This window comes from Acetobacter musti (genome assembly GCF_011516835.1).
GTDB classification, from domain to species: domain Bacteria; phylum Pseudomonadota; class Alphaproteobacteria; order Acetobacterales; family Acetobacteraceae; genus Acetobacter; species Acetobacter musti.
This window is the reverse complement of the sequence record NZ_WOTB01000008.1, coordinates 78,186-96,906: the sequence shown is the minus strand read 5'-3', so window position 1 is coordinate 96,906 and position 18,721 is coordinate 78,186. Positions and strand designations below refer to the sequence as shown.

17 protein-coding genes are annotated in these 18,721 nt (G+C 61.6%); 7 read left to right on the top strand and 10 right to left on the bottom strand.

Annotated features, from left to right (window positions below; translation table 11 throughout):
- Nucleotides 1-199: 199 nt before the first annotated feature.
- Nucleotides 200-1,591 carry a peptide MFS transporter gene (locus GOB93_RS08035; RefSeq protein ID WP_206752610.1) on the top strand — a complete coding sequence of 464 codons (1,392 nt, stop codon included), beginning with the start codon at nt 200-202 and terminating at the stop codon, nt 1,589-1,591.
- 188 nt (nt 1,592-1,779) lie between these two features.
- Here the strand turns inward: GOB93_RS08035 and GOB93_RS08030 are convergent, their stop codons facing one another.
- Complete coding sequence (locus GOB93_RS08030) at nt 1,780-2,604, bottom strand: alpha/beta fold hydrolase (RefSeq protein WP_173582982.1); 825 nt, start codon at nt 2,602-2,604, stop codon at nt 1,780-1,782.
- 429 nt (nt 2,605-3,033) lie between these two features.
- Nucleotides 3,034-3,945 carry a LysR substrate-binding domain-containing protein gene (locus GOB93_RS08025; RefSeq protein ID WP_173582981.1) on the bottom strand — a complete coding sequence of 304 codons (912 nt, stop codon included), beginning with the start codon at nt 3,943-3,945 and terminating at the stop codon, nt 3,034-3,036.
- 169 nt (nt 3,946-4,114) lie between these two features.
- On the opposite strand from GOB93_RS08025, the gene GOB93_RS08020 reads away from it, so the two are divergent.
- Nucleotides 4,115-4,888, top strand: coding sequence for an SDR family oxidoreductase (locus tag GOB93_RS08020; RefSeq protein WP_173582980.1), 774 nt, complete (start codon nt 4,115-4,117; stop codon nt 4,886-4,888).
- Nucleotides 4,889-5,415: 527 nt separating this feature from the next.
- Nucleotides 5,416-6,591 carry a low temperature requirement protein A gene (locus GOB93_RS08015; RefSeq protein WP_173582979.1) on the top strand — a complete coding sequence of 392 codons (1,176 nt, stop codon included), beginning with the start codon at nt 5,416-5,418 and terminating at the stop codon, nt 6,589-6,591.
- A 207-nt stretch (nt 6,592-6,798) separates the two neighbouring features.
- Here the strand turns inward: GOB93_RS08015 and GOB93_RS08010 are convergent, their stop codons facing one another.
- The 6 genes from GOB93_RS08010 to fzlA form a co-directional block, all read right to left on the bottom strand.
- The gene (locus tag GOB93_RS08010) at nt 6,799-7,002 is read right to left on the bottom strand and encodes a hypothetical protein (RefSeq protein WP_173582978.1); all 204 of its coding nucleotides are present in this window, start codon (nt 7,000-7,002) and stop codon (nt 6,799-6,801) included.
- A gap of 155 nt (nt 7,003-7,157) precedes the next feature.
- Nucleotides 7,158-8,579 carry a hypothetical protein gene (locus GOB93_RS08005; RefSeq protein ID WP_173582977.1) on the bottom strand — a complete coding sequence of 474 codons (1,422 nt, stop codon included), beginning with the start codon at nt 8,577-8,579 and terminating at the stop codon, nt 7,158-7,160.
- Between the two features lie 186 nt (nt 8,580-8,765).
- Nucleotides 8,766-9,587 (bottom strand): ABC transporter ATP-binding protein, encoded by an 822-nt coding sequence (locus GOB93_RS08000; RefSeq protein ID WP_242010624.1) that lies wholly within the window; start codon nt 9,585-9,587, stop codon nt 8,766-8,768.
- Nucleotides 9,584-10,660: a FecCD family ABC transporter permease gene (locus GOB93_RS07995; protein ID WP_242010634.1), complete on the bottom strand. Its 1,077-nt coding sequence runs from the start codon at nt 10,658-10,660 to the stop codon at nt 9,584-9,586. The genes GOB93_RS08000 and GOB93_RS07995 overlap by 4 nt, the downstream gene beginning before the upstream one ends.
- A gap of 49 nt (nt 10,661-10,709) precedes the next feature.
- Complete coding sequence (locus GOB93_RS07990) at nt 10,710-11,429, bottom strand: Smr/MutS family protein (RefSeq protein WP_338422322.1); 720 nt, start codon at nt 11,427-11,429, stop codon at nt 10,710-10,712.
- Nucleotides 11,430-11,928: 499 nt separating this feature from the next.
- The gene (gene fzlA, locus GOB93_RS07985) at nt 11,929-12,597 is read right to left on the bottom strand and encodes an FtsZ-binding protein FzlA (protein ID WP_173582976.1); all 669 of its coding nucleotides are present in this window, start codon (nt 12,595-12,597) and stop codon (nt 11,929-11,931) included.
- Nucleotides 12,598-12,792: 195 nt separating this feature from the next.
- On the opposite strand from fzlA, the gene minC reads away from it, so the two are divergent.
- The 3 genes from minC (at nt 12,793) to minE (ending at nt 14,746) form a co-directional block, all read left to right on the top strand.
- Entirely contained in the window at nt 12,793-13,524 is a 732-nt protein-coding gene (minC, locus tag GOB93_RS07980; protein WP_173582975.1) for a septum site-determining protein MinC, read from the top strand.
- A 131-nt stretch (nt 13,525-13,655) separates the two neighbouring features.
- On the top strand, nt 13,656-14,471 hold the full coding sequence (minD, locus tag GOB93_RS07975) for a septum site-determining protein MinD (RefSeq protein WP_173582974.1): 816 nt from the start codon (nt 13,656-13,658) through the stop codon (nt 14,469-14,471).
- The gene (gene minE / locus GOB93_RS07970) at nt 14,468-14,746 is read left to right on the top strand and encodes a cell division topological specificity factor MinE (protein ID WP_173582973.1); all 279 of its coding nucleotides are present in this window, start codon (nt 14,468-14,470) and stop codon (nt 14,744-14,746) included. The genes minD and minE overlap by 4 nt, the downstream gene beginning before the upstream one ends.
- Nucleotides 14,747-15,144: 398 nt before the next feature.
- Here minE and GOB93_RS07965 read toward each other — a convergent pair whose 3' ends face one another.
- Nucleotides 15,145-16,641, bottom strand: coding sequence for a malate:quinone oxidoreductase (locus tag GOB93_RS07965; protein ID WP_173582972.1), 1,497 nt, complete (start codon nt 16,639-16,641; stop codon nt 15,145-15,147).
- A 387-nt stretch (nt 16,642-17,028) separates the two neighbouring features.
- Between GOB93_RS07965 and GOB93_RS07960 the strand changes: the two genes are divergently transcribed.
- Nucleotides 17,029-17,460, top strand: coding sequence for an OsmC family protein (locus GOB93_RS07960; protein ID WP_173582971.1), 432 nt, complete (start codon nt 17,029-17,031; stop codon nt 17,458-17,460).
- 220 nt (nt 17,461-17,680) lie between these two features.
- Here the strand turns inward: GOB93_RS07960 and GOB93_RS07955 are convergent, their stop codons facing one another.
- Nucleotides 17,681-18,544, bottom strand: coding sequence for a class I SAM-dependent methyltransferase (locus tag GOB93_RS07955; protein WP_173582970.1), 864 nt, complete (start codon nt 18,542-18,544; stop codon nt 17,681-17,683).
- Nucleotides 18,545-18,721: the final 177 nt, after the last annotated feature.

Below are 18,721 nucleotides of genomic sequence, written 5' to 3'. Positions count from 1 at the left end.
GTTTTGCAAAAAAGCCGCCAGCCTCCGGGCCGGTGGCTTTTTTTGCGATCATATCCTGCGCGGAGACGGCTGCTTTTCCGGAAGCAAACCACCTTAACATTCCGAAACGGCCGGCCGGCAGGAAGACGCATCTTTACCCGAAGCCTGCTGCGGCGCATCAGACGTTCTGTAACCAGAACATCTGCCCGACAGGAGCCTCATGGTCAGAGTCAGCGTGTCAGCCATTCAGACCCACCCACGCGGACTTCGCTATCTGTTCCTGACGGAAGCATGGGAGAGATTCAGCTATTACGGCATGACCTCGCTCGTCATGCTCTACATGGTCAGACGCATACTCCTTCCCGGAAACATCGATGCCGTGACCGGCATGCACGGCATGCGCGCGGCGCTGGAACTGCTGACCGGACCGCTGACGCCCAGGGCGCTCGCCGCGCAGATCTTCGGGCTTTACACCGCCTTCGTCTATTTCACTCCTGTGCTGGGTGGTCTTCTCGCCGATCACGTGCTGGGCGTCCGGCGCACCGTCCTGCTGGGCGGACTGCTGCTGGCGGCAGGACACTTCGCCATGGCGTTCGACACCAGTTTCCTGATCGCTCTTCTGCTACTGGTCTGCGGTACCGGCTGCCTCAAAGGCAATATCTCCGCCCAGGTCGGCACCCTCTACCCGCCTGAGGACGAGGAACGACGCACCCGCGGCTATGTCATCTTCTACACCGGCATCAATGTCGGCGCGACGCTCGGCCCGCTTGTCTGCGGCGCGCTGGCGCAGTTTTACGGATGGCACGCCGGCTTTGCTCTGTCGGGCGCCCTCATGCTGCTGAGCATCGGCTGCTACCTCGCCGGTTTCCGGTATTTCCCTGCCGATCCGCCGGTGCGCCGCAATCGCACCACCCTCCCGCCCGTGTCGCCGGCGTCGCGCGCCGCGTTGCGGGCGCTGGTGCCGGTCGTGCTGATCACCATCTTTCAGACCATCGCCTATTATCAGTGCTTCGCGGCTGGCCAGATCTGGATCAGCGAACGGGTGAGACTCACGACCCCGTTCGGCCACATCCCGGCGCCATGGTTCAACTCGGTCGACGCGCTGATCAGCGTGCTGTCCGTCCCGCCGCTGCTCGCCTTCTGGCGGTGGCAGGCGGCGCAGGGCAGGGAGCCGGACGCAGTCGGCAAGATCCGGACCGGCGCAGGCCTCGCCACGGCCTGTTCGCTGCTGCTGTGTCTGGGCGACGTCACGGCGGGCTCCGCGCTCGTCAGCCCACTCATCCCGCTGGCAGCCATCGCAGGCTTCGGCGTCGCGCTGAATTTCTACTGGCCACCCACCCTGGCGCTGGTCTCACGGGCCTCCCCGCTCAGGCTTCGTTCAACTGCCATGGGCGTCGCCTATATGAGCTATTTCGTCGCCAATCTGTGCAAGGGATGGCTGGGCACCCTGTACGAGCCCCTGGGTCCGGCCCGCTTCTGGCTGCTCAACACCGGTGTCGCAGCAACAGGATTTGTTTTGCTGCTCTGTTTCGGCCGTTTACTCAGCAACCGTATAGAAAGCGCGATCCTTGCGGCGACAGAACAGCCCGACACCATCCGTAAACTGAAATGATGGCGAATAGCTGGGCCGTTGTACAGACCACCGGAACGGTAAAGCGGCCGCCAGATGCCTGTGCCAGATCTGATGAGACAGCCTGAGTGCAAAGCACGTTTTACATCGGTAAGGATTCAGGGGATGACCTGCGCCGCCTGACTGCCTTCCCGGCCATCGAGCTCGCCGCAACCGGCATATTCCGGCTATCAGTCCTGAGTTTGAACCTGAGACGGGCTCGTACGATCCTGAACACTGCTTACAAACTGTTCCGTAATAGCAAGGAACTCTTTCGGTTTCTGCGCATGCAGCCAGTGGCCGGCGCCCGGTATCACTTCAAGCCGGTAATGCGGGAAAAGCCGGCGCATTTCAGGATAGTTTTCCGGCTGGATGTAACGGGACTCACCGCCGGCGACGAAGAGGGTCGGACCATCATAATGCGTGCCCTGCGGAAGTGCCGGCCAGCCGACAATCGTGTCCAGCGCATCGCGGATTTCCCGCAGGCCGATCCGCCAGCGCGGATGCTCTCCAAGCTGCAGATTCTGAATCATAAGGTCGCGCACGGCCTTGTCTCTGACGACAGGCGCCATCCAGGCGGCCGCGCCTGACAGATCGAGAGACGCGGGCATCGGCAGGGCCACGAGGCCCTGGGCAATGTCCTGGGTATGCGCGAGGCCGCCTTCTCCCGGAGCGATATCGGCGACCATGAGGGCCACAACATCCGCGGGAGCGGTAAGAGCGAGCATCATCGCCGTTTTGCCGCCCATCGAATGGCCGATTACGATAGCGGGCAGGGCGTTGTGAGCGGCGAGCGTTTCGCGAACATCGGCGGCGAGTGTCGGATAATCCATCGGCCCATGCGGGCTGTCGCCGTGATTGCGCAGATCCAGGGCGAGCGTGCGGTATGTGGCGGAAAGGCTGCGCTGGAAAAATCCAAAATTACGCCCTCGTCCGAACAGACCGTGCAAAAACACAACGGGAGGACGGCCACTGGCGGACCCTTCCGGGCCACGTTCAATCACATTCAGAAGCACGGTGCCTGGAAACCTCTCAGATCTGACAGCGATGGCGGAAATCATATCGCCGGATAGCCGCACGGTCCGCATCATAATGCCGGGAGCAGGGTCTTATTCGTGTCCTTATGGAGACGTGACGGGCGGTTTCAGGAAGCGCGCTTCCTGAAACTGTTTCAAAAGCCCTGAAAGCACAAAATTTCATAACAAACTGAAAGCGTTATGTTTTTTTTAGCTTCCGGCCTTCTGTCCGCCTCACCCGGACTCAAAGAGCATCTCCCGACAACTCTTTAAAAACAATAAAAGTTTTTGGCACCGCCTTTTTTCAAAAAGGCGGTATTCCCCGAAACTGTCCAAACAAAGCTTCATCAGAAACATCTCTGTAAATTAAAGGGAATTTTATAAACAGACGTTTGAAACAGCCTCTCTCCCGGCACCCCGCTCCATCAGTCATAACGGACGTGCCGATGTCGCCGCGACGAGAAGGTCCACGAGCCAGTCCGCGAAAACCTGGAGACGCGCGGAAAGATGGCGGCGGTGCGGGTAAAGCAGCGTGATCGGCAGCGGTTCGGCACGGTAAGCCGGAAGAATCCGGATCAGCGTGCCGGCATCGAGATGCGGCCTCACATCATAGGCGGGAATCTGGATCAGCCCCGTTCCGGCGAGGGCGCAGGCAATCAGGGCTTCCGCGCTGGTGACCGTCACGCGGCCGGACACAGGCAGCGTATGGAGCTGCCCGCCTTCCACCCATTCCCACTCCTCCACGCGACCAGTGGACGGGGAAGCGTAGCGAACCGCCAGATGCCGGGCCAGATCTTCGGGTGAGGCCGGTGTCCCATATTCCGCGAGATAAGCGGGGCTGGCGACACTGATCAGCTCCAGCATGCCGATCTTTCGCGCGATCAGACTGGAATCCGGGAGTGGCCCGACACGGACAACGCAGTCCACGCCATCCTCGATAAGATTTACCGCGCGGTCGGTCACGCCGAGTTCAATATCGATTTCCGGATAGCGCGACAGAAACTCCGGCAGTGCCGGGGCCACGATCAGCCTGCCGATACGGCCAGGCATATCGACACGCAACGTTCCGCGAGGCGACGCACGATCCCGCCGGAAGAGAGATTCCGCTTCCTCGATATCGGCGATCAGACGGCTGGCGTGATCGTAGAACGCCCGTCCGTCCGGCGTCGGCGCGACGGACCGGGTGGTGCGGGCCAGCAGGCGCGTGCCGAGGCGGGATTCCAGCTCCTGCACGGCGGTGGAAACCGAGGATCGCGGCATGCTCAGCGAGGCAGCGGCACGCGAGAAACTGGCGGTGTCAACGACACGAACGAAAATCCGGAACAGATCGATACGGTCCACGCTGCGTTCCTGTCAGTGATGGCTCTGTTCAGCGGCGCTCCTGTCGGACTGTTCGTAAAATCTGACAGGTGTTGTCTGACAATAGCGGATTTATTGGCAAATAACGAACGATAATGTGGCAGGATCAAAGGGTGGCCGGATGCCGCCCGGAACCCGGAGGGAAGCAGACATGGCCGATCATAGTCTCAAAGGAAAAACAGCGCTGATCACAGGCGGCGCGAAGAATCTCGGCGCATTGATTGCACACGATCTTGCCGATAACGGTGTCGCAGCGATCGCCATCCACCATCATGGCGACGAAACGAAAGCGGAAGCCGGGAAGGTTGTGGCGGCGCTCACGGAGAAAGGGGTAAAGGCCGTGGCCCTGCAGGGCGATCTCACCACGGCGTCCGCGAATACGAAACTGTTCGTGGACGCGATCGCGGCTGTCGGCAAACCCGATATCGCCATCAACACGGTGGGCAAAGTGCTGAAAAAACCGATCCTCGAGACGACGGAGGATGAGTTCGACAGCATGTTCGCCATCAACACGAAGGCGGCCTATTTCTTTATCAAGGAGGCCGGTAAACATCTGAACGATAACGGTAAGCTCGTCACCGTCGTGACCTCCCTGCTCGGAGCCTACACGCCGTTCTATTCGACCTATGCCGGCTCGAAATCACCCGTGGAACATTTTACCCGCGCGGCCTCGAAGGAATTTGGCGAGCGGGGCATTTCGGTGAACGCCATCGGACCGGGACCGATGGATACGCCGTTTTTCTACGGTCAGGAAGGCGCGGACGCGGTGGCCTATCACAAATCGGCGGCGGCGCTTTCGCCATTCAGCCGGACCGGCCTGACCGATATCGAGGATATCGCGCCCTATATCCGGTTCATGGTTTCCGAAGGCTGGTGGATGACGGGCCAGACCATTCTTGTGAATGGCGGCTATACGACGAAGTAAGAGACTGTTTAAAAGCCTTGAATGCCCATAACAGATTGATGATGTTATGTTTTTCTGAATTCAGGCCCTCTGTCCGCCTCAGAGAGGCCTCCACGATAAATCTTTGAAAAAAACATAAAAGTTTCTGGGTGCCGCCTTTTTGAAAGGAGGCGGCGTTTCCTGAAGCTTTCCGGAAAAAGCGTCACCAGAAACGTCTTCATAATTGTCCGGCAGTTTCACGAGCAGGCTTTTGAAGCAGTCCCTAAGCCTGTTCCGCCCGGCTTTTACGTATTTCGCAAACAGGAGACAAAGCAGGGCTCTGTCCTTCACCCGTTTATTTCAACAAACCGGGATCAAAGGGGCTGTATTCCTTTGCAGAGTTCGGGGTCAGGTCACCTCGCCTGTCTCTGCAAAGTATACAAACGCCTTTTGTTTCGTCCCGTGACGGGCAGAATGCGCGGAATTTGCTATAAGCCCTGAGATCCGGCCCGCGATCGCTGCGGGCCGTTTTTATGCGCCTTTCGCGATTTTCTCTGGCCGGAGTTTTCATGAGCACGAATGTCGTCGGGTTTCATCCACTGCTGCGCAGACGGGACGGCCGGCACGCGCCGGTCACGAACGAAGAGCTTTTCTTTGACCTGGTCTACGTGTTCGCCATCACGCAGATCAGTCACGGCCTGCTGCATCACCTGACGCCCATCGGTGCCCTGCAGACAGCCATACTCTGGTTCGCGGCCTGGCTCGGCTGGCAATATGCGGCCTGGGTGACGAACTGGTTCGACCCCCGCACACCGGCGATCCGCGGACTGATTTTCGCAACGATGGCGCTGGCCCTGCTGGTGGGAGCCTCCGCTCCCGAAGCCTGGGCGGAGCGCGGTCTCGAATTCGCGCTGTGTTATGCCGGGATGCAGGTCGGCCGGGCGGCGTTCATCGTCTTTCAGCTCCCGGCCTCTCATCCGCTGGCGCCGAATTACCGCCGTATCCTCGGATGGATGTGCATTGCCGCCTGCTTCTGGATCGCCGGCGGCCTGGCAGCGCCGGCCTGGCGGCTGTCATTGTGGAGCATCGCCGTGCTTTGCGAGTATGTCTCCCCGATGTTCGGCTTTCCGCTGCCCGGACTGGGCCGGTCGCGGACGCGGGACTGGACGATCGACGGCGGACATCTGGTGGAACGCTGCCAGCTTTTCACGATCGTGGCGCTGGGCGAGACGATCATGGCCTCCGGGCTGTCGATGGCGGAGGCGAAGACCTGGTCCCTTCCGGTCCTTGGCGCATTCGCCGTGAGTTTTCTCTGCACGATCGCCATGTGGTGGCTGTATTTCGGCACGTCCGTCGAGGACGCGGAGCGTGCCATTACGCGTTCGGACGATCCGGGCCGCATCGGCGCGTATTTCCACTACATCCATGCCGTTCTGATCAGCGGCATTATCGTCACGGCCGTCGGCACCGATCTGCTGCTTGAAAATCCGATGGAGCCGGCGGAAGGATCGCATACCGTCGTCATGATTGCGGGGCCGGCGATCTACCTTCTGGCCAGTGCCGTCTATAAACGCGTAGCCTGCGGACGTTTTCCGCGTTCGCATTTTCTCGGGACCGCACTTCTCGCGATTCCGGCCCTGGCCGGACCGCATCTTTCGATGCTGGCCGTCGCGGCGCTGGTGACGCTTGTTCTGCTGAGTGTGGGAGCCGGAGAAAAGGCGGGACGAGAGCGCAGTCTGCTGTGACGGGACGCTCTGTCCCGATCAGTCGTTTTCAAAAGCATTTGTATATTTGCGGATACGGGCACGGTGGCTTTTCGGTGCTTTGCCCCGAACCCCACAAAAGGACGCGGTCCCTTTGATCCCGGTTTGTTAAGAGACTGCTTCAAAGGGACAAAACCTTTCATAACGAACTGATGATGTTATGTTTTTTGTTCTGTCCCTCGGCCCGACTCAGCCAGCTTGCAAAAAGCACCTCTCGACAAACCTTTGATCAAAAACAATAAAAAGTTTTTGGGTGCCGCCTTTTTTTAAAAAGGTGGTGTCTTCCGAAGCTTTCCTGAAAATCTTCACCAGAAACATCCTGACATTTAAAGCAGACTTCACAGGAATTCTTTTGAGCCAGTCCCGAAAATAAACAGGCGTCGTACGCAGCACGCTTCGCGTAAAGACCTCGTTCCCAGGGCGGAGCAAAATCCTGCTCTGTCCCCGGTTTGCACCATACAAAAAGCGACACGAACAGCCCGGACTGTGCCCCTCCGTCAGCCAGCCGGTCTGAACGTGAAACGGATCAGAGGATCGTCATCCCGATGTCATGATCCGGAGCTTTCAGAAATAAGCCGTGCAAGAAAGGCCTGCATCGCCGGCACCTTGTCATGTTTCGCCGGCCAGAAATGGACAAACCCGCGGCCCTGAACCGGCATGTCCGGAGCCCAGACCCGTGTGCAGCGCGTGATCGGATCTTCCGTGAACAGATCGAAACGGCGCAGCACATAGTTGAAAATACTCTGATCGCTGAACGGAATGCTCTCACGTCCGCTCGTGCCCAGATATGTCCGGAGAGCCTCATGCATGGCCTGAAAAACCGGCCGGAACCGGCGTGCTGACGGCACGGTAAACAGACCGGAACAGAAACCGTGCACGTCTTCTCCGACCGGAAAAGGAACTTCCTCATAAAGCGTGCCACCAACCGAATAATCCCGCCGGAATGCTGTGTGCAGCTCAAGCTGGGCGCTGATGCCATGTGAGCGACGCGCCTCGACAAGAATATCGCCGACCGGCCGGTCGAAGATCACATCGGCATCGGCGTAGAGAACAGGAGCGAACTCATCCAGCATACCGGAAGAGAGGGCATAGAACCGGGCGGCGACGCAGTCTGTCGCGTCCACGGCGCCCATCTGAAGGAAGCGGACATTTCTGATCCCGCATTCCTGACAGAGACGGTTCATGAGCTGCAGATCGTTATTGGTCATGACGACGACAGTTCCGTCATACTGGTCGCCGTACTGGCCAGATTGCCTCAGGCTGGTCAGCGAGGCACGGAACTGATCCAGCACATTGCCCTGCCAGAAGACGACGAAGAATATGGCGGGGCTGAACACCACGGCCCGGTTCGGAAGCCAGCCGTTGAAGAAGACAAACTCCTCCGGCAGATTTCCCGGCATATCCCGGGGCAGCTCATCAGATGAGGCCAGGATATCCTCGATCGGAATATCATAATGACCGAAGCGGAGTTTTCTGTTCCCTGAGCCACCGGCCGAAAAACGGGACGGAGTTGTCTCATTGTTGATCAGCAGAGCCTGGCGGGACAGCGTCACCAGGGTCCGGAGCGCCGCCGGAGCAAGCCGCCGAAGGACCCCGCTTTCATCGCCGGGCTCCAGGATGCTGAAAGCCGGATTGGCTCCGGCCAGCGATCCGGGCGGGACGTGAAGTGTCTCGCCGGAGATACTCAGACGCAGAAAGTCGCGGTCTTTTTCCTGCGTCACGGTGATGGCGCCGCAGGGCAGGGTCCGCCCGAACCCACGGGTCGCGGGATCAAAGATCAGCCGGGCCGATGCGCCGACCATGAGGTCGGTACGGTTCCCGGTCTCATGCAGCGTGATCAGCCGCCTCAGATCACTGGCCTCCTGCAGAGGAATCTGGATCAGCCCGCGATCGGAAACGGCGAGAATGTGCCCCGGAGCGGTCATCAGATAGCTGAAATCTTCCGGCTTCCGGGTCCCGTGGACTGTCATCTTCGCTCCGGTCTGTCTGCAAGGCGGTTACGCCAGGATGGCTCCGTCCGGGATGGAGACGGAACCTGTGCCGCCGCAGGTCAGGCGGACAGTGCTCTCTGTAGCATCTCACCTTTTTTCGTTAACCAGGCGTTGCCGGACGGACCGCGAAACCCTGCCAGACCCGAAGATCAGACCCGGGACGGATCAGGAGCCTGTCACGCCGTCCACCAGAACCATCGGGTCTCCTTCGGGGCTGCGCTCCACGCGGGCCTTTACGCCGAACGCGGCGGCGAGGACTGCCGGAGTGACAACATCTCCGACCGGGCCGGAGCCGATCATGCGCCCGTCATGGAGCATCACGGCGGAGTCCGCGCGGCGCAGAGCCATTCCGAGATCGTGCAGCACCAGGACCGTCACCATGCCGCGTGTCTCGGTTTCCCGGCGGAGAAAAGCCATCACCTCGAACTGATGCCGCAGATCCAGGGCGCTGAGCGGTTCGTCGAGCAGCAGCAGGGCAGGGGAGCGGGCCAGCGCCTGGGCGAGTCCGACGAGCTGGCGCTGGCCACCGGACAACTCATCGAGAAATCGCAGCGCCAGATCGGCGATCCCGAGCCGCTCCAGCACACCGAGAGCGGTGCCGATGGCCTCGTCGCCACCAAAACGGGCGCCGCCGGACCCGCCTCCGGCCCGCATCGAGACCATTACGGTCTCAATGGCCTGCATGTGGATCGGGGGCGGCAGGGTCTGCGGCATATAGGCGCAGTAGCGGGCGCGTTCCGGCGCGCGCATGGCGGCGAGATCGTGCGGGCCGAGCCAGACCGGTCCATCGACAGGAAAAAGACCGGCCAGAGCGCGGAGCAGAGTCGATTTGCCGCTGCCATTCGCGCCCAGCAGCGCAGTGATCGTACCAGAGGCGAGCGGGCCGGGTTCGACACGATCCAGTACGATCCGCCTGCCACGCCGGCCCGTCAGCGGCCCGGCCCGCAGAGCCATCGCATCGTCCCGCTGGCCGCGCTCCAGACTCATGGCAGCCTGCTCTGGCGAAGGACGATGATCAGAAAGAACGGGATGCCGACAAGGGCCGTAACGATCCCAACCGGCAGCACCGCGCCCGTAACGAGATTTTTAGCCGCGATGGAGGCTGCGGACATGATCAGCCCGCCGGTCAGCGCGCTTCCGGGCAGGAAGACACGGTGATCTTCTCCGAGCAGACGACGCGCGATATGGGGCGCGACCAGTCCGACAAAGGCGATCGTGCCGGAAAAAGCCACGGCCAGGGCGGCGAGGATGCTGACACGCAGAAGGGAGGCGAGCCGTATGCGGGGCACATCGACCCCGAGACTGGCGGCCCGGTCCTCGCCCATCCGCAGCGCGGTCAGCGCCCAGGCCGAGCGCAGGGACCAGGGCAGGATCACGGCGCAGGCCGTCGCCAGCACCGCGACCTTCGGCCAGGAAGCGCGGGTGACGCTGCCCATGGTCCAGAAGACGAGTTCCTGCAGGGCGTCCTCCGTCGCGACGAACTGGAGCAGCGCGACGAGCGCCTGGAAAGTAAAAACCAGCGCGATTCCGAACAGCACCACCGTGCCGGTCGCCGCGCCGCGCCAGCGTGCGACGAGGTCGAGCAGCAGGGCGGCTCCGATGGCGAAGACGAAGGCGTTGACCGCGACGATCCATTCATTGCCGGAATACGGGCCGAAAAATGAGACCGGGAAATGCCAGCCAAGCACGATCGCCAGCGACGCGCCGAAAGCGGAGGCGGCGGAAAGCCCGAGCGTGAAAGGGCTGGCCAGCGGATTGTCGAGAACGGTCTGCATTTCCGCTCCGGCCAGTCCGAGCGCGACGCCGGTCAGAATGGCCATCACCGCAAAGGGCAGGCGCAGATTCCACATCACGATGGAGGCCGGACTGCCGTCATTGCCGCTGAGCATGGTGTGAATCATAACGGAGAACGACAGATGCGCCGGGCCGAGCGAGAGATCGATCAGAAAACTCGTGAGCAGCAGGGCAGCCAGCCCGGCAAGAACGCAGATGCGTCGCCACGTCAGCGCGGCATAGGCGCGGCGTGCTTCCGCGAGACCGGGCGGGCTGATCTGCTGCATGGACGTTACTGGCCGCAGAATCTGCATCTGCCGCGGGAGCGGAGCCGCGTCATCGCCGTGCGCCCGAGCGCCGGCGCAGCAGGACGCGAACCGCGCCGCGATTGGCGTCATGCGCATGGGTGACGGCGAGAACCAGCCGGCGCAGATCGTCCCGGCCGAGCCAGAACGGCAGTTCGCGACGCAGAATTCCGCCCTCCGGACCAGAACCGAGGCCCGTCACGATCTCGACGCAGCGCACGCCCTCCCGATGCGATACGGTGAGAAATTCACGCAGCCGCAGAAAGGCGGCCTGGGCTGTCATGCCATGCAGGTCGAGGCGGCGTTCCACCTGGGTCTGGCCACGTGACAGACGCTTCCAGCTTCCGGTGTCGAGCCCGGCCTGCGGCGATCCGATCTGCAGCGCCTCCGATGGTAACGCTTTACGCCTGCGCTGCACCACCCGTTTCCGGAGATGCGCGGCAACGGCGATTTCGCCGGCAGTCAGACCGGCAGTCAGAAAAGACATGGTACCGCCAGAGAGCGCGACAGGCGCGGACTGCTGCCGGTCCGCGCGACGTTCAGGAACACGTGCCGCCGGCGCGAAGCCCGCTGCGGAATCCGGTCCGGAAATCAACCCGGAACCTGACGGAACCACCGCGTCCTGCCGGGCAGGGGGCGTGGTTGTCGCGGGAGGAATCTTCGGCGCGCCCGCCTGCACGAGCGGCTTCACACCGCGGGCGAACCGCGCCCACAGTTCCCGCTCTTCCTCGCGCATGGTTCTGCGCCGCACAGGCCAGTCCCCTCATCATTCCGCTGCCGGCCCGAACCTGTGCGTGCCTGTAGCGCCATGATGCGTCGGTCAGCCATGTGCCCGCAAGCTCTTCATCCGGTTCATGTGTCGCCGACGGGTCTGACGCCGGAAAACACCAGGTCCGGGATGGCCCGGCAGACGCTCTGACAGGAGTTTTCATTCGTAAGACATTCGCGGGCCGGATCGAAACCGGCGAGCACCCGGGTTCCGGCTGATGCTGCCCGGATTTACAGGCGGCGCAGCAGCTTCAGGAAAAGCAGGCAGCTTTCTGTATGGCGCAATGTGCAACGATTATATTTATTACGGGCAGGGCTCTGCACCCGGAATGGGACGTCACGCGAAGGCGTGCTGCACACGACAACCCCTTCACCCCTTTTGATTTAACAAACCGGGATCAAAGGGACGGCGTCCCTTTGTGGGGTTCGGGGCAAAGCCCCGAATAATCCCGCTTTCACATCCGCCCGACTGACGACCCGCCCTAAAAATCCAGATTTCCGTAATAACTCGGCGGATTGATGCCGGGCACACGGTCGTTCAGCAGCGCCCGGAAGCAGGGGCGCGATTTGATCCGGGCATACCAGTCGCGGGCAGCCGGGGATTTGCTCCAGTCGATCTCGCCAAGGAAGTCCAGGCAGGAAAGATGAGCGGCGGCGGCGAAATCCGCGAGAGACAGAAAGCCACCGGCCAGCCAGGTTCTGGCTTCGGCAAGCTGACCGATATAGTCCAGATGCGGGCGGATATTGGCGTAGCCGACGCGGAGCGCATTGCCGTCCGGATTGCCGCGCCCGCTCAGCCGCTTGAAGACTTTCTCGCCGAGAATGTTGCTGGTGACGTCGCGGGCGAATTTATGGTCGAACCAGGCTTCCAGACGCCGGACCTCGACGCGCTCGGCCAGGGTGCGGCCCAGCAGGCAGGGGTCCGCATAGGCTTCCTCAAGATACTCGCAGATGACGTTCGAGTCCGGGATCGTCAGACCGTTATCCTCGACCAGAACAGGCACCTCGCGCGCCGGATTGATCCGCGCGAATTCGGGCCGCTGCTCCCAGAACCGCTCCGTCAGCGGCTCATAGGGCAGGCGCTTCTCGCCCAGTGTCAGCCGGACTTTGCGACAATAAGGGGAAAGAGGAAAATGATGGAGTATCCGCATGAGTACCGATTTAAGCGATCCGCAGAGTCTGCGCCAGCCCGTATGAAGGAGCGCATGCGTACCATAATCGCGATCAGGATTAATGTACCGTAAGGATGATGCTCGACAGCCGGTTTTCCCCGGTATACGACCGTAACGGAGCAACGATGTCCGTCTCCGGCGGCGTCGCAAACGTGATGAAAGAGCGTCCGAACCGTGAGTGCCCCGACAGCGAACTCGTCCTCTGCAACCGCGGATCCGGGGACCCTGCCAAGAATCAGGGCAGGGGGGCGTTCATTTCTCGCCCTGGTCCTGACCCCCGAGGCTCCGCTGGATGTCTGGCTGGAAGCGCTGGATGTCCAGGTCAGCCGCTCGGCCGGCTTTTTTGCCGGCAAGCCCATCATCCTCGACCTCAGCCTCGTCGCGCCCGACACGGAGGGACTGGCGGATTTCCTGCCGGCGCTGACGGGCCGGGGCATTCATGTCATCGGCATCGAAGGGGCGGACCGGGAGGAACCGGTCTTCGCGTCCTGGGACTGGCCGGAGGGTTTCGCGGGGGGGCGGATCTCACCGGAGGCCGATATTCCCGATGATTCCGTTGAGCCGCCGCCACTGGCGCCCGGATCGCTGGTCATCGAGGAGCCGGTCCGTTCCGGCCAGCAGATCGTCTGGGCGGAGGGAGATGTCATCGTGCTGGGCTCGGTCGCCTCCGGCGCGGAAGTCTCGGCGGGCGGGTCGATCCATGTTTACGGCACATTGCGGGGACGGGCGATCGCGGGGATTGTCGGCCGGCCCGATGCGCGGATCTTTGCCCGCGTGATGGAGCCCGAACTGCTGGCGATTGACGGGTTTTATGCGATCGCCGAGGAAATGCCCGCGGCGCTGACCGGCAAACCGGCCCAGGCCATGCTGGTCGACGAGACGCTGACCCTCCGGCCTCTGACATGAAGAACGTTCCGTGAATAACTTTCTGTAAGGTCTTCGGTTTTACATTGCCGGAGGCCTGAGGTCACATTACACAGCCAGATCAATTGCTCTCGCCGGGCGTACATTGAAAAAAGCATAAGGACGAATGATTTATGGCGCAGGTTCTCGTCGTTACATCGGGTAAGGGCGGTGTGGGAAAGACAACCACGACTGCGGCACTCGGTGCGGCACTGGCCAAAACCGGAAAGTCCGTCGTCGTTGTCGATTTCGATGTCGGTCTGCGGAACCTCGATCTTGTCATGGGCGCCGAACGGCGGGTTGTCTTCGATCTGGTCAATGTCATTCAGGGTGACGCGAAACTCGCCCAGGCGCTGATCAAGGACAAACGGCTCGAAAATCTGTCCCTGCTTCCGGCTTCCCAGACCCGCGACAAGGACGCGCTCACAGCGGAAGGCGTGGCGAAAGTCATGGCCGAGCTGAAAGAGAAGTTCGACTGGGTGGTCTGTGACAGCCCGGCCGGCATCGAGCGCGGCGCGCAGCTCGCCATGGCGCATGCCGACCAGGCCGTGATCGTCACCAACCCGGAAGTCTCCTCCGTGCGTGACAGCGACCGCATCATCGGCATGCTCGACAGCACCACAGAGAAGGCGAAGGCCGGCGAGAAGATGCCCAAGCATCTGCTGCTGACCCGTTATGACCCGGCCCGCGCCGCACGCGGCGAGATGCTCAGCGTCGATGACGTGCTTGAGATCCTCTCCATTCCGCTGATCGGCATCATTCCAGAGAGCCAGGAAGTCCTCAGCGCCTCGAATGTCGGCGCACCGGTCACGCTTGCGGCTCCTGACAGCGCCCCGGCCCGTGCCTATATGGAAGCAGCGCGGCGTCTGATCGGCGAAAAAATCGACGTCACGGTCCCGACGGAAAAGAAGGGCCTGTTTGACTGGCTCTTCAAAAGAGGTGCGGCATGAGCTTCCTCTCCAGCCTTTTTCAGAAAAAATCATCGGCTCCGGTCGCGCGCGACCGCCTGCAGATCCTGCTCGCGCATGAGCGCACCAGCGTCGGTGAGGGCAAGTCGGACCTTCTGCTCCAGCTCCAGAAGGAGATCATGGAAGTTATCCGCAAACACGTCTCGGTCGATCAGGACAAGGTCCAGGTCAAACTGGATCGCGGCGCAAGCTGCTCAATGCTCGAAATCGACATTGAAGTGCCAGGACTGACGGACGGAAAACCGGAAAAAGCCTGATCCGCGCTGTCTTGCAGACGCGGAAAAACCGGCCGGACGCGCAGCCCGGCCGGAGACAGCCCCCGGATTACGAACGCAGCTTTTACCGTTCCCCATGAACCCGGAAGCGGCATCAGCCGAAGAAAAAACCATCCGCTGAACAGGCGGAGCCGTTACTGACACCGGAAATCGCGGCAGACATCAGCATTGCACCCGTTGGCGTGTCATATCTCTCCAGCCATCTGATGTGCCAAAAATCTGAACGTCCATCCGGCGGAACAGACGTCCACGCCGGAAATCACCGGCGAACGACCGGCACCGGAAAAGACAACCGGACAAACAGGCTCACCTGAAAACAACGCTGGCGCTTCATACCGCTCTGCCAGCGGTCTTTTCACCCGCCGGCAGAGCCACAGGCATCAGCTTTCCAGCTGCAGCGCCGCAGTCGTCTCCTCATGAATCTTCGCGCAGAAAGCCGGATTATCCGCGAGCCTGGTCCCATAGGACGGGACCATCTCCTTCAGCTTCGCTTCCCAGCCCGGAAGCTGCTGCGGGAAGCATTTCTTCAGAACCGTCAGCATGATCGGCGCTGCTGTCGAAGCCCCCGGCGACGCGCCGAGCAGAGCGGCGACACTGCCATCGGCGGAGCTGATAACTTCCGTTCCGAACTGCAGCACGCCACCCTTCTTCGGATCGGCCTTGATGACCTGCACACGCTGGCCGGCGACAATCAGCTCCCAGTCCTCATCACGCGCATCCGGCACAAAGTCACGCAGCGCCCGCATGCGGTCAGCGTTGCTCTGCATGACCTGCTGGATCAGATATTTCGTCAGCGGCCAGTTGCTGCGGGCCACGGCCATGATGGCCCCGATATTGTTGCCACGGATGGAGAGCGGCAGATCGAACAGCGATCCTTTCTTGAGGAAGCGCGTGGAGAAACCGGCGTACGGGCCGAACAGCAGCGACGCCTGACCGTTAATCACGCGGGTATCGAGATGCGGGACCGACATCGGCGGCGCGCCCACTGAGGCTTTGCCGTAAACCTTGGCGCGGTGAGCCGCGATAACGTCCGGGTTCTTGCAGCGCAGGAACTGGCCGCTGACCGGGAAGCCGCCAACTCCATGCGATTCAGGGATGCCGGTTTTCTGAAGAAGCGGGAGAGCCGCGCCGCCGGCGCCGATAAAGACGAAACGCGTGCTGATCGTCCGGCTCTGACCGGTGCTCAGCGTTTTGACCTTAATCTCCCAGCGCCCGTCCGGACCGCGTCTGATGTCCTCAACCTCGTGGCCGGTATGCAGAGCGATGCCGGGCTTTTTCTTCAGAGAACCGAACAGAATGTGGGTGAGGGCACCGAAATTGACGTCCGAGCCCGACGGAATCCACGTCGCGGCCAGCTTCTGACCGGGAATCCGGTCCCGCATCACCAGCGGCATCCACTGCTTCAGCTGCTCCGGATCTTCCGAGTAACGCATGCCGGCGAAAAGCGGATGGTCTTTCAGGGCTTCGTAGCGGCGGCGCAGGAAATCGACATTCGCATTGCCCCAGACGAAGCTCATATGAGGCACGGGCGTGATGAAATCGCGCGGATTGGGGATTTCGCCACTTTTTACCAGAAAGGACCAGAACTGGCGGGAAACCTGGAACTGCTCGTTGACGTTGACGGCCTTGCTGATGTCGATGCTGCCGTCTTTGTTCTCGGTGGTGTAGTTCAGCTCGCACAGAGCGGAATGGCCTGTTCCGGCGTTGTTCCACGCATTCGAGCTTTCCTGTGCCACGTCGTCCAGGCGCTCGAACATGTCGATTGTCCAGTCCGGCTGCAGCGTGTTGAGGAAGGTGCCGAGCGTGGCACTCATTACTCCTCCGCCGATCAGGACAACGTCCGTCGAGGAACGGACTTCGGTCGTGGCAGCACTCATGAGACTCTCCGGACAGGTAAGGCGCGACAGGCTGTGGAGCAAAACCCCGCAGGACCGGATAATGGCCCGGCAGGGGCGACCGGAACAGGCATGCCGGACACGGAAATCCCTCGTCGCACACCGGCCGGGCCGGGCGACGGGCATGTTCCGCGAGGCAGGCATGAACCGTGCATGGGCTCCGGTATGCACGCGAATGCCATTTTTCACGACATCATCTCTTTGCGAGCGGACCGCAGGCAGACCCGTGCGCGAGGGCTGCCTTTCGCTCTCGTCAGATCTGCGCCGGCAACCCCGGCCCCCTTGCCGGCGTTTCATCCCGAGGCCAGAAATCAACAGAGACAGGAATTCCGGAGACCATAATTCCGGTTACTGACAGGAGAACGGACCATGACCATCAAAAAATTCGGCACCGCGCACTGGGAGGGCACCATCAAAGAAGGAAAGGGCCTGATCTCGACCGAGAGCGGCGCTCTGAAAGACCAGCCCTACGGATTCAACACGCGGTTCGAAGGCAAACCGGGCTCCAATCCGGAGGAACTGATCGGAGCCGCCCATGCCGCCTGCTTCACGATGGCGCTTTCGCTGATTCTGGGCGAGGCCGGTCTCACGGCCACCGCGCTCGACACGAAGGCGACGGTTTCCCTGGAAAAGCAGGAAGGAGGATTTGCCATTCCAGCGATCCATCTGGCGCTGACGGGAACGGTTCCGGGCGCGACCCAGGAGAAATTCGCCGAACTGGCGGCAAAGGCCAAAGCCGGCTGCCCGGTTTCAAAACTGTTTAAAGCAGAGATCACACTGGACGCGACGCTGAACGCGTAAGTATCACCCGGTCCCGGCCTGCAACGCCTGGACCGGGCCAGCGCAGAACCGGACGGGCGCGCGGACCCCATCACCCCTTTTGATTTAACAAACGGGGATCAAAGGGACCGCGTCCCCTTGTGGGGTCCGGGGCAAAGCCCCGAAAAACCACAGCGCCTCATTTGTAAAATATACAAACGCCTTGCCTTAAAAACGATCGGAACGTTCGGCCTGACCGGTCTCAGCCTGGCTCTGACACACGGGCAATGACCACATGCGAACCGGCCCGTTCGTCCGCGGCAGGTTCAGGAAGCCCGAAACGCCGGTTCATCGCCGCCTTGTCGAGATCCTGCATAATGGTGAGCCCGTGCCGGGCAAGCAGCGCCCGCATGTCATCGGGAGAGAACCGGCTGACCCAGGCCTCGCCGCGCTCTGCCACACTGCGCGCCCGCTCTTCGACATTGCGCCGTGTCGCATCGGAAAAACTCTCCAGCGGGACGCTGTAATCGAAGACGATTTCGCTGCCAGGAATGGCCGCCACGCAGGCAAGCGTGGCGTCGATCGCGGCTTGATCGAGATAGATCATCACCCCAAGCCAGATGAAAAACACCGGCTGCGTAAGATCCACACCGCCAGCCCCCAGCGTATCCCGCAGCGTTCCGAGCGTGAAATCCGTGGCGATGAACCTGAGCATCTCCGGCTCGTCCAGCCCGGCGGCGGCGATCCGGTCCCGTTTGAAGCCCTGCATTTCCGCCCGGTCAACCTCAAAGACCCGGACCTCCGGAAAGGGATTGCGCAGGCCGAACGTGTCCAGCCCCGCGCCGAGAATGACGACCTGACGCACCCCCCGCTGCACAGCGGCGGCCAGCGCGTCCTCGGCGATCCGGCTGCGCGCGGCGATGAACAGGCGAAAAGGGGTCACGCGCTCCGGGTGTTCACGCGCACTCCGTTCATACTGCGCGGCCTGATGCCCGAGGATGCGCAAAGCCAGCGGGTCCTGAAAGATCGCGCCACCATCCACAACCTGATGCAACGCACGCAGCCGCGCCACACCGGCCGCCGTCGATGACCACAGAGGCGACTGTTCTGCTGTGACCTGCCGCATCGTCCTCTCCACGGTTCCCCCGTCGTAACGGAGTTTTGTCGCAAACAGCGTCGGCCAGCGTCCAGCCTGACAGGATCGCAGCAGCATTGCACCGGGTGAAAGAAGGCGCGGGCGCCGGAGTAAAGCCCGACAGTCTGTCACTGCATTCCTTCCGGCCCGGAAGAAGGCTTCAGAGAA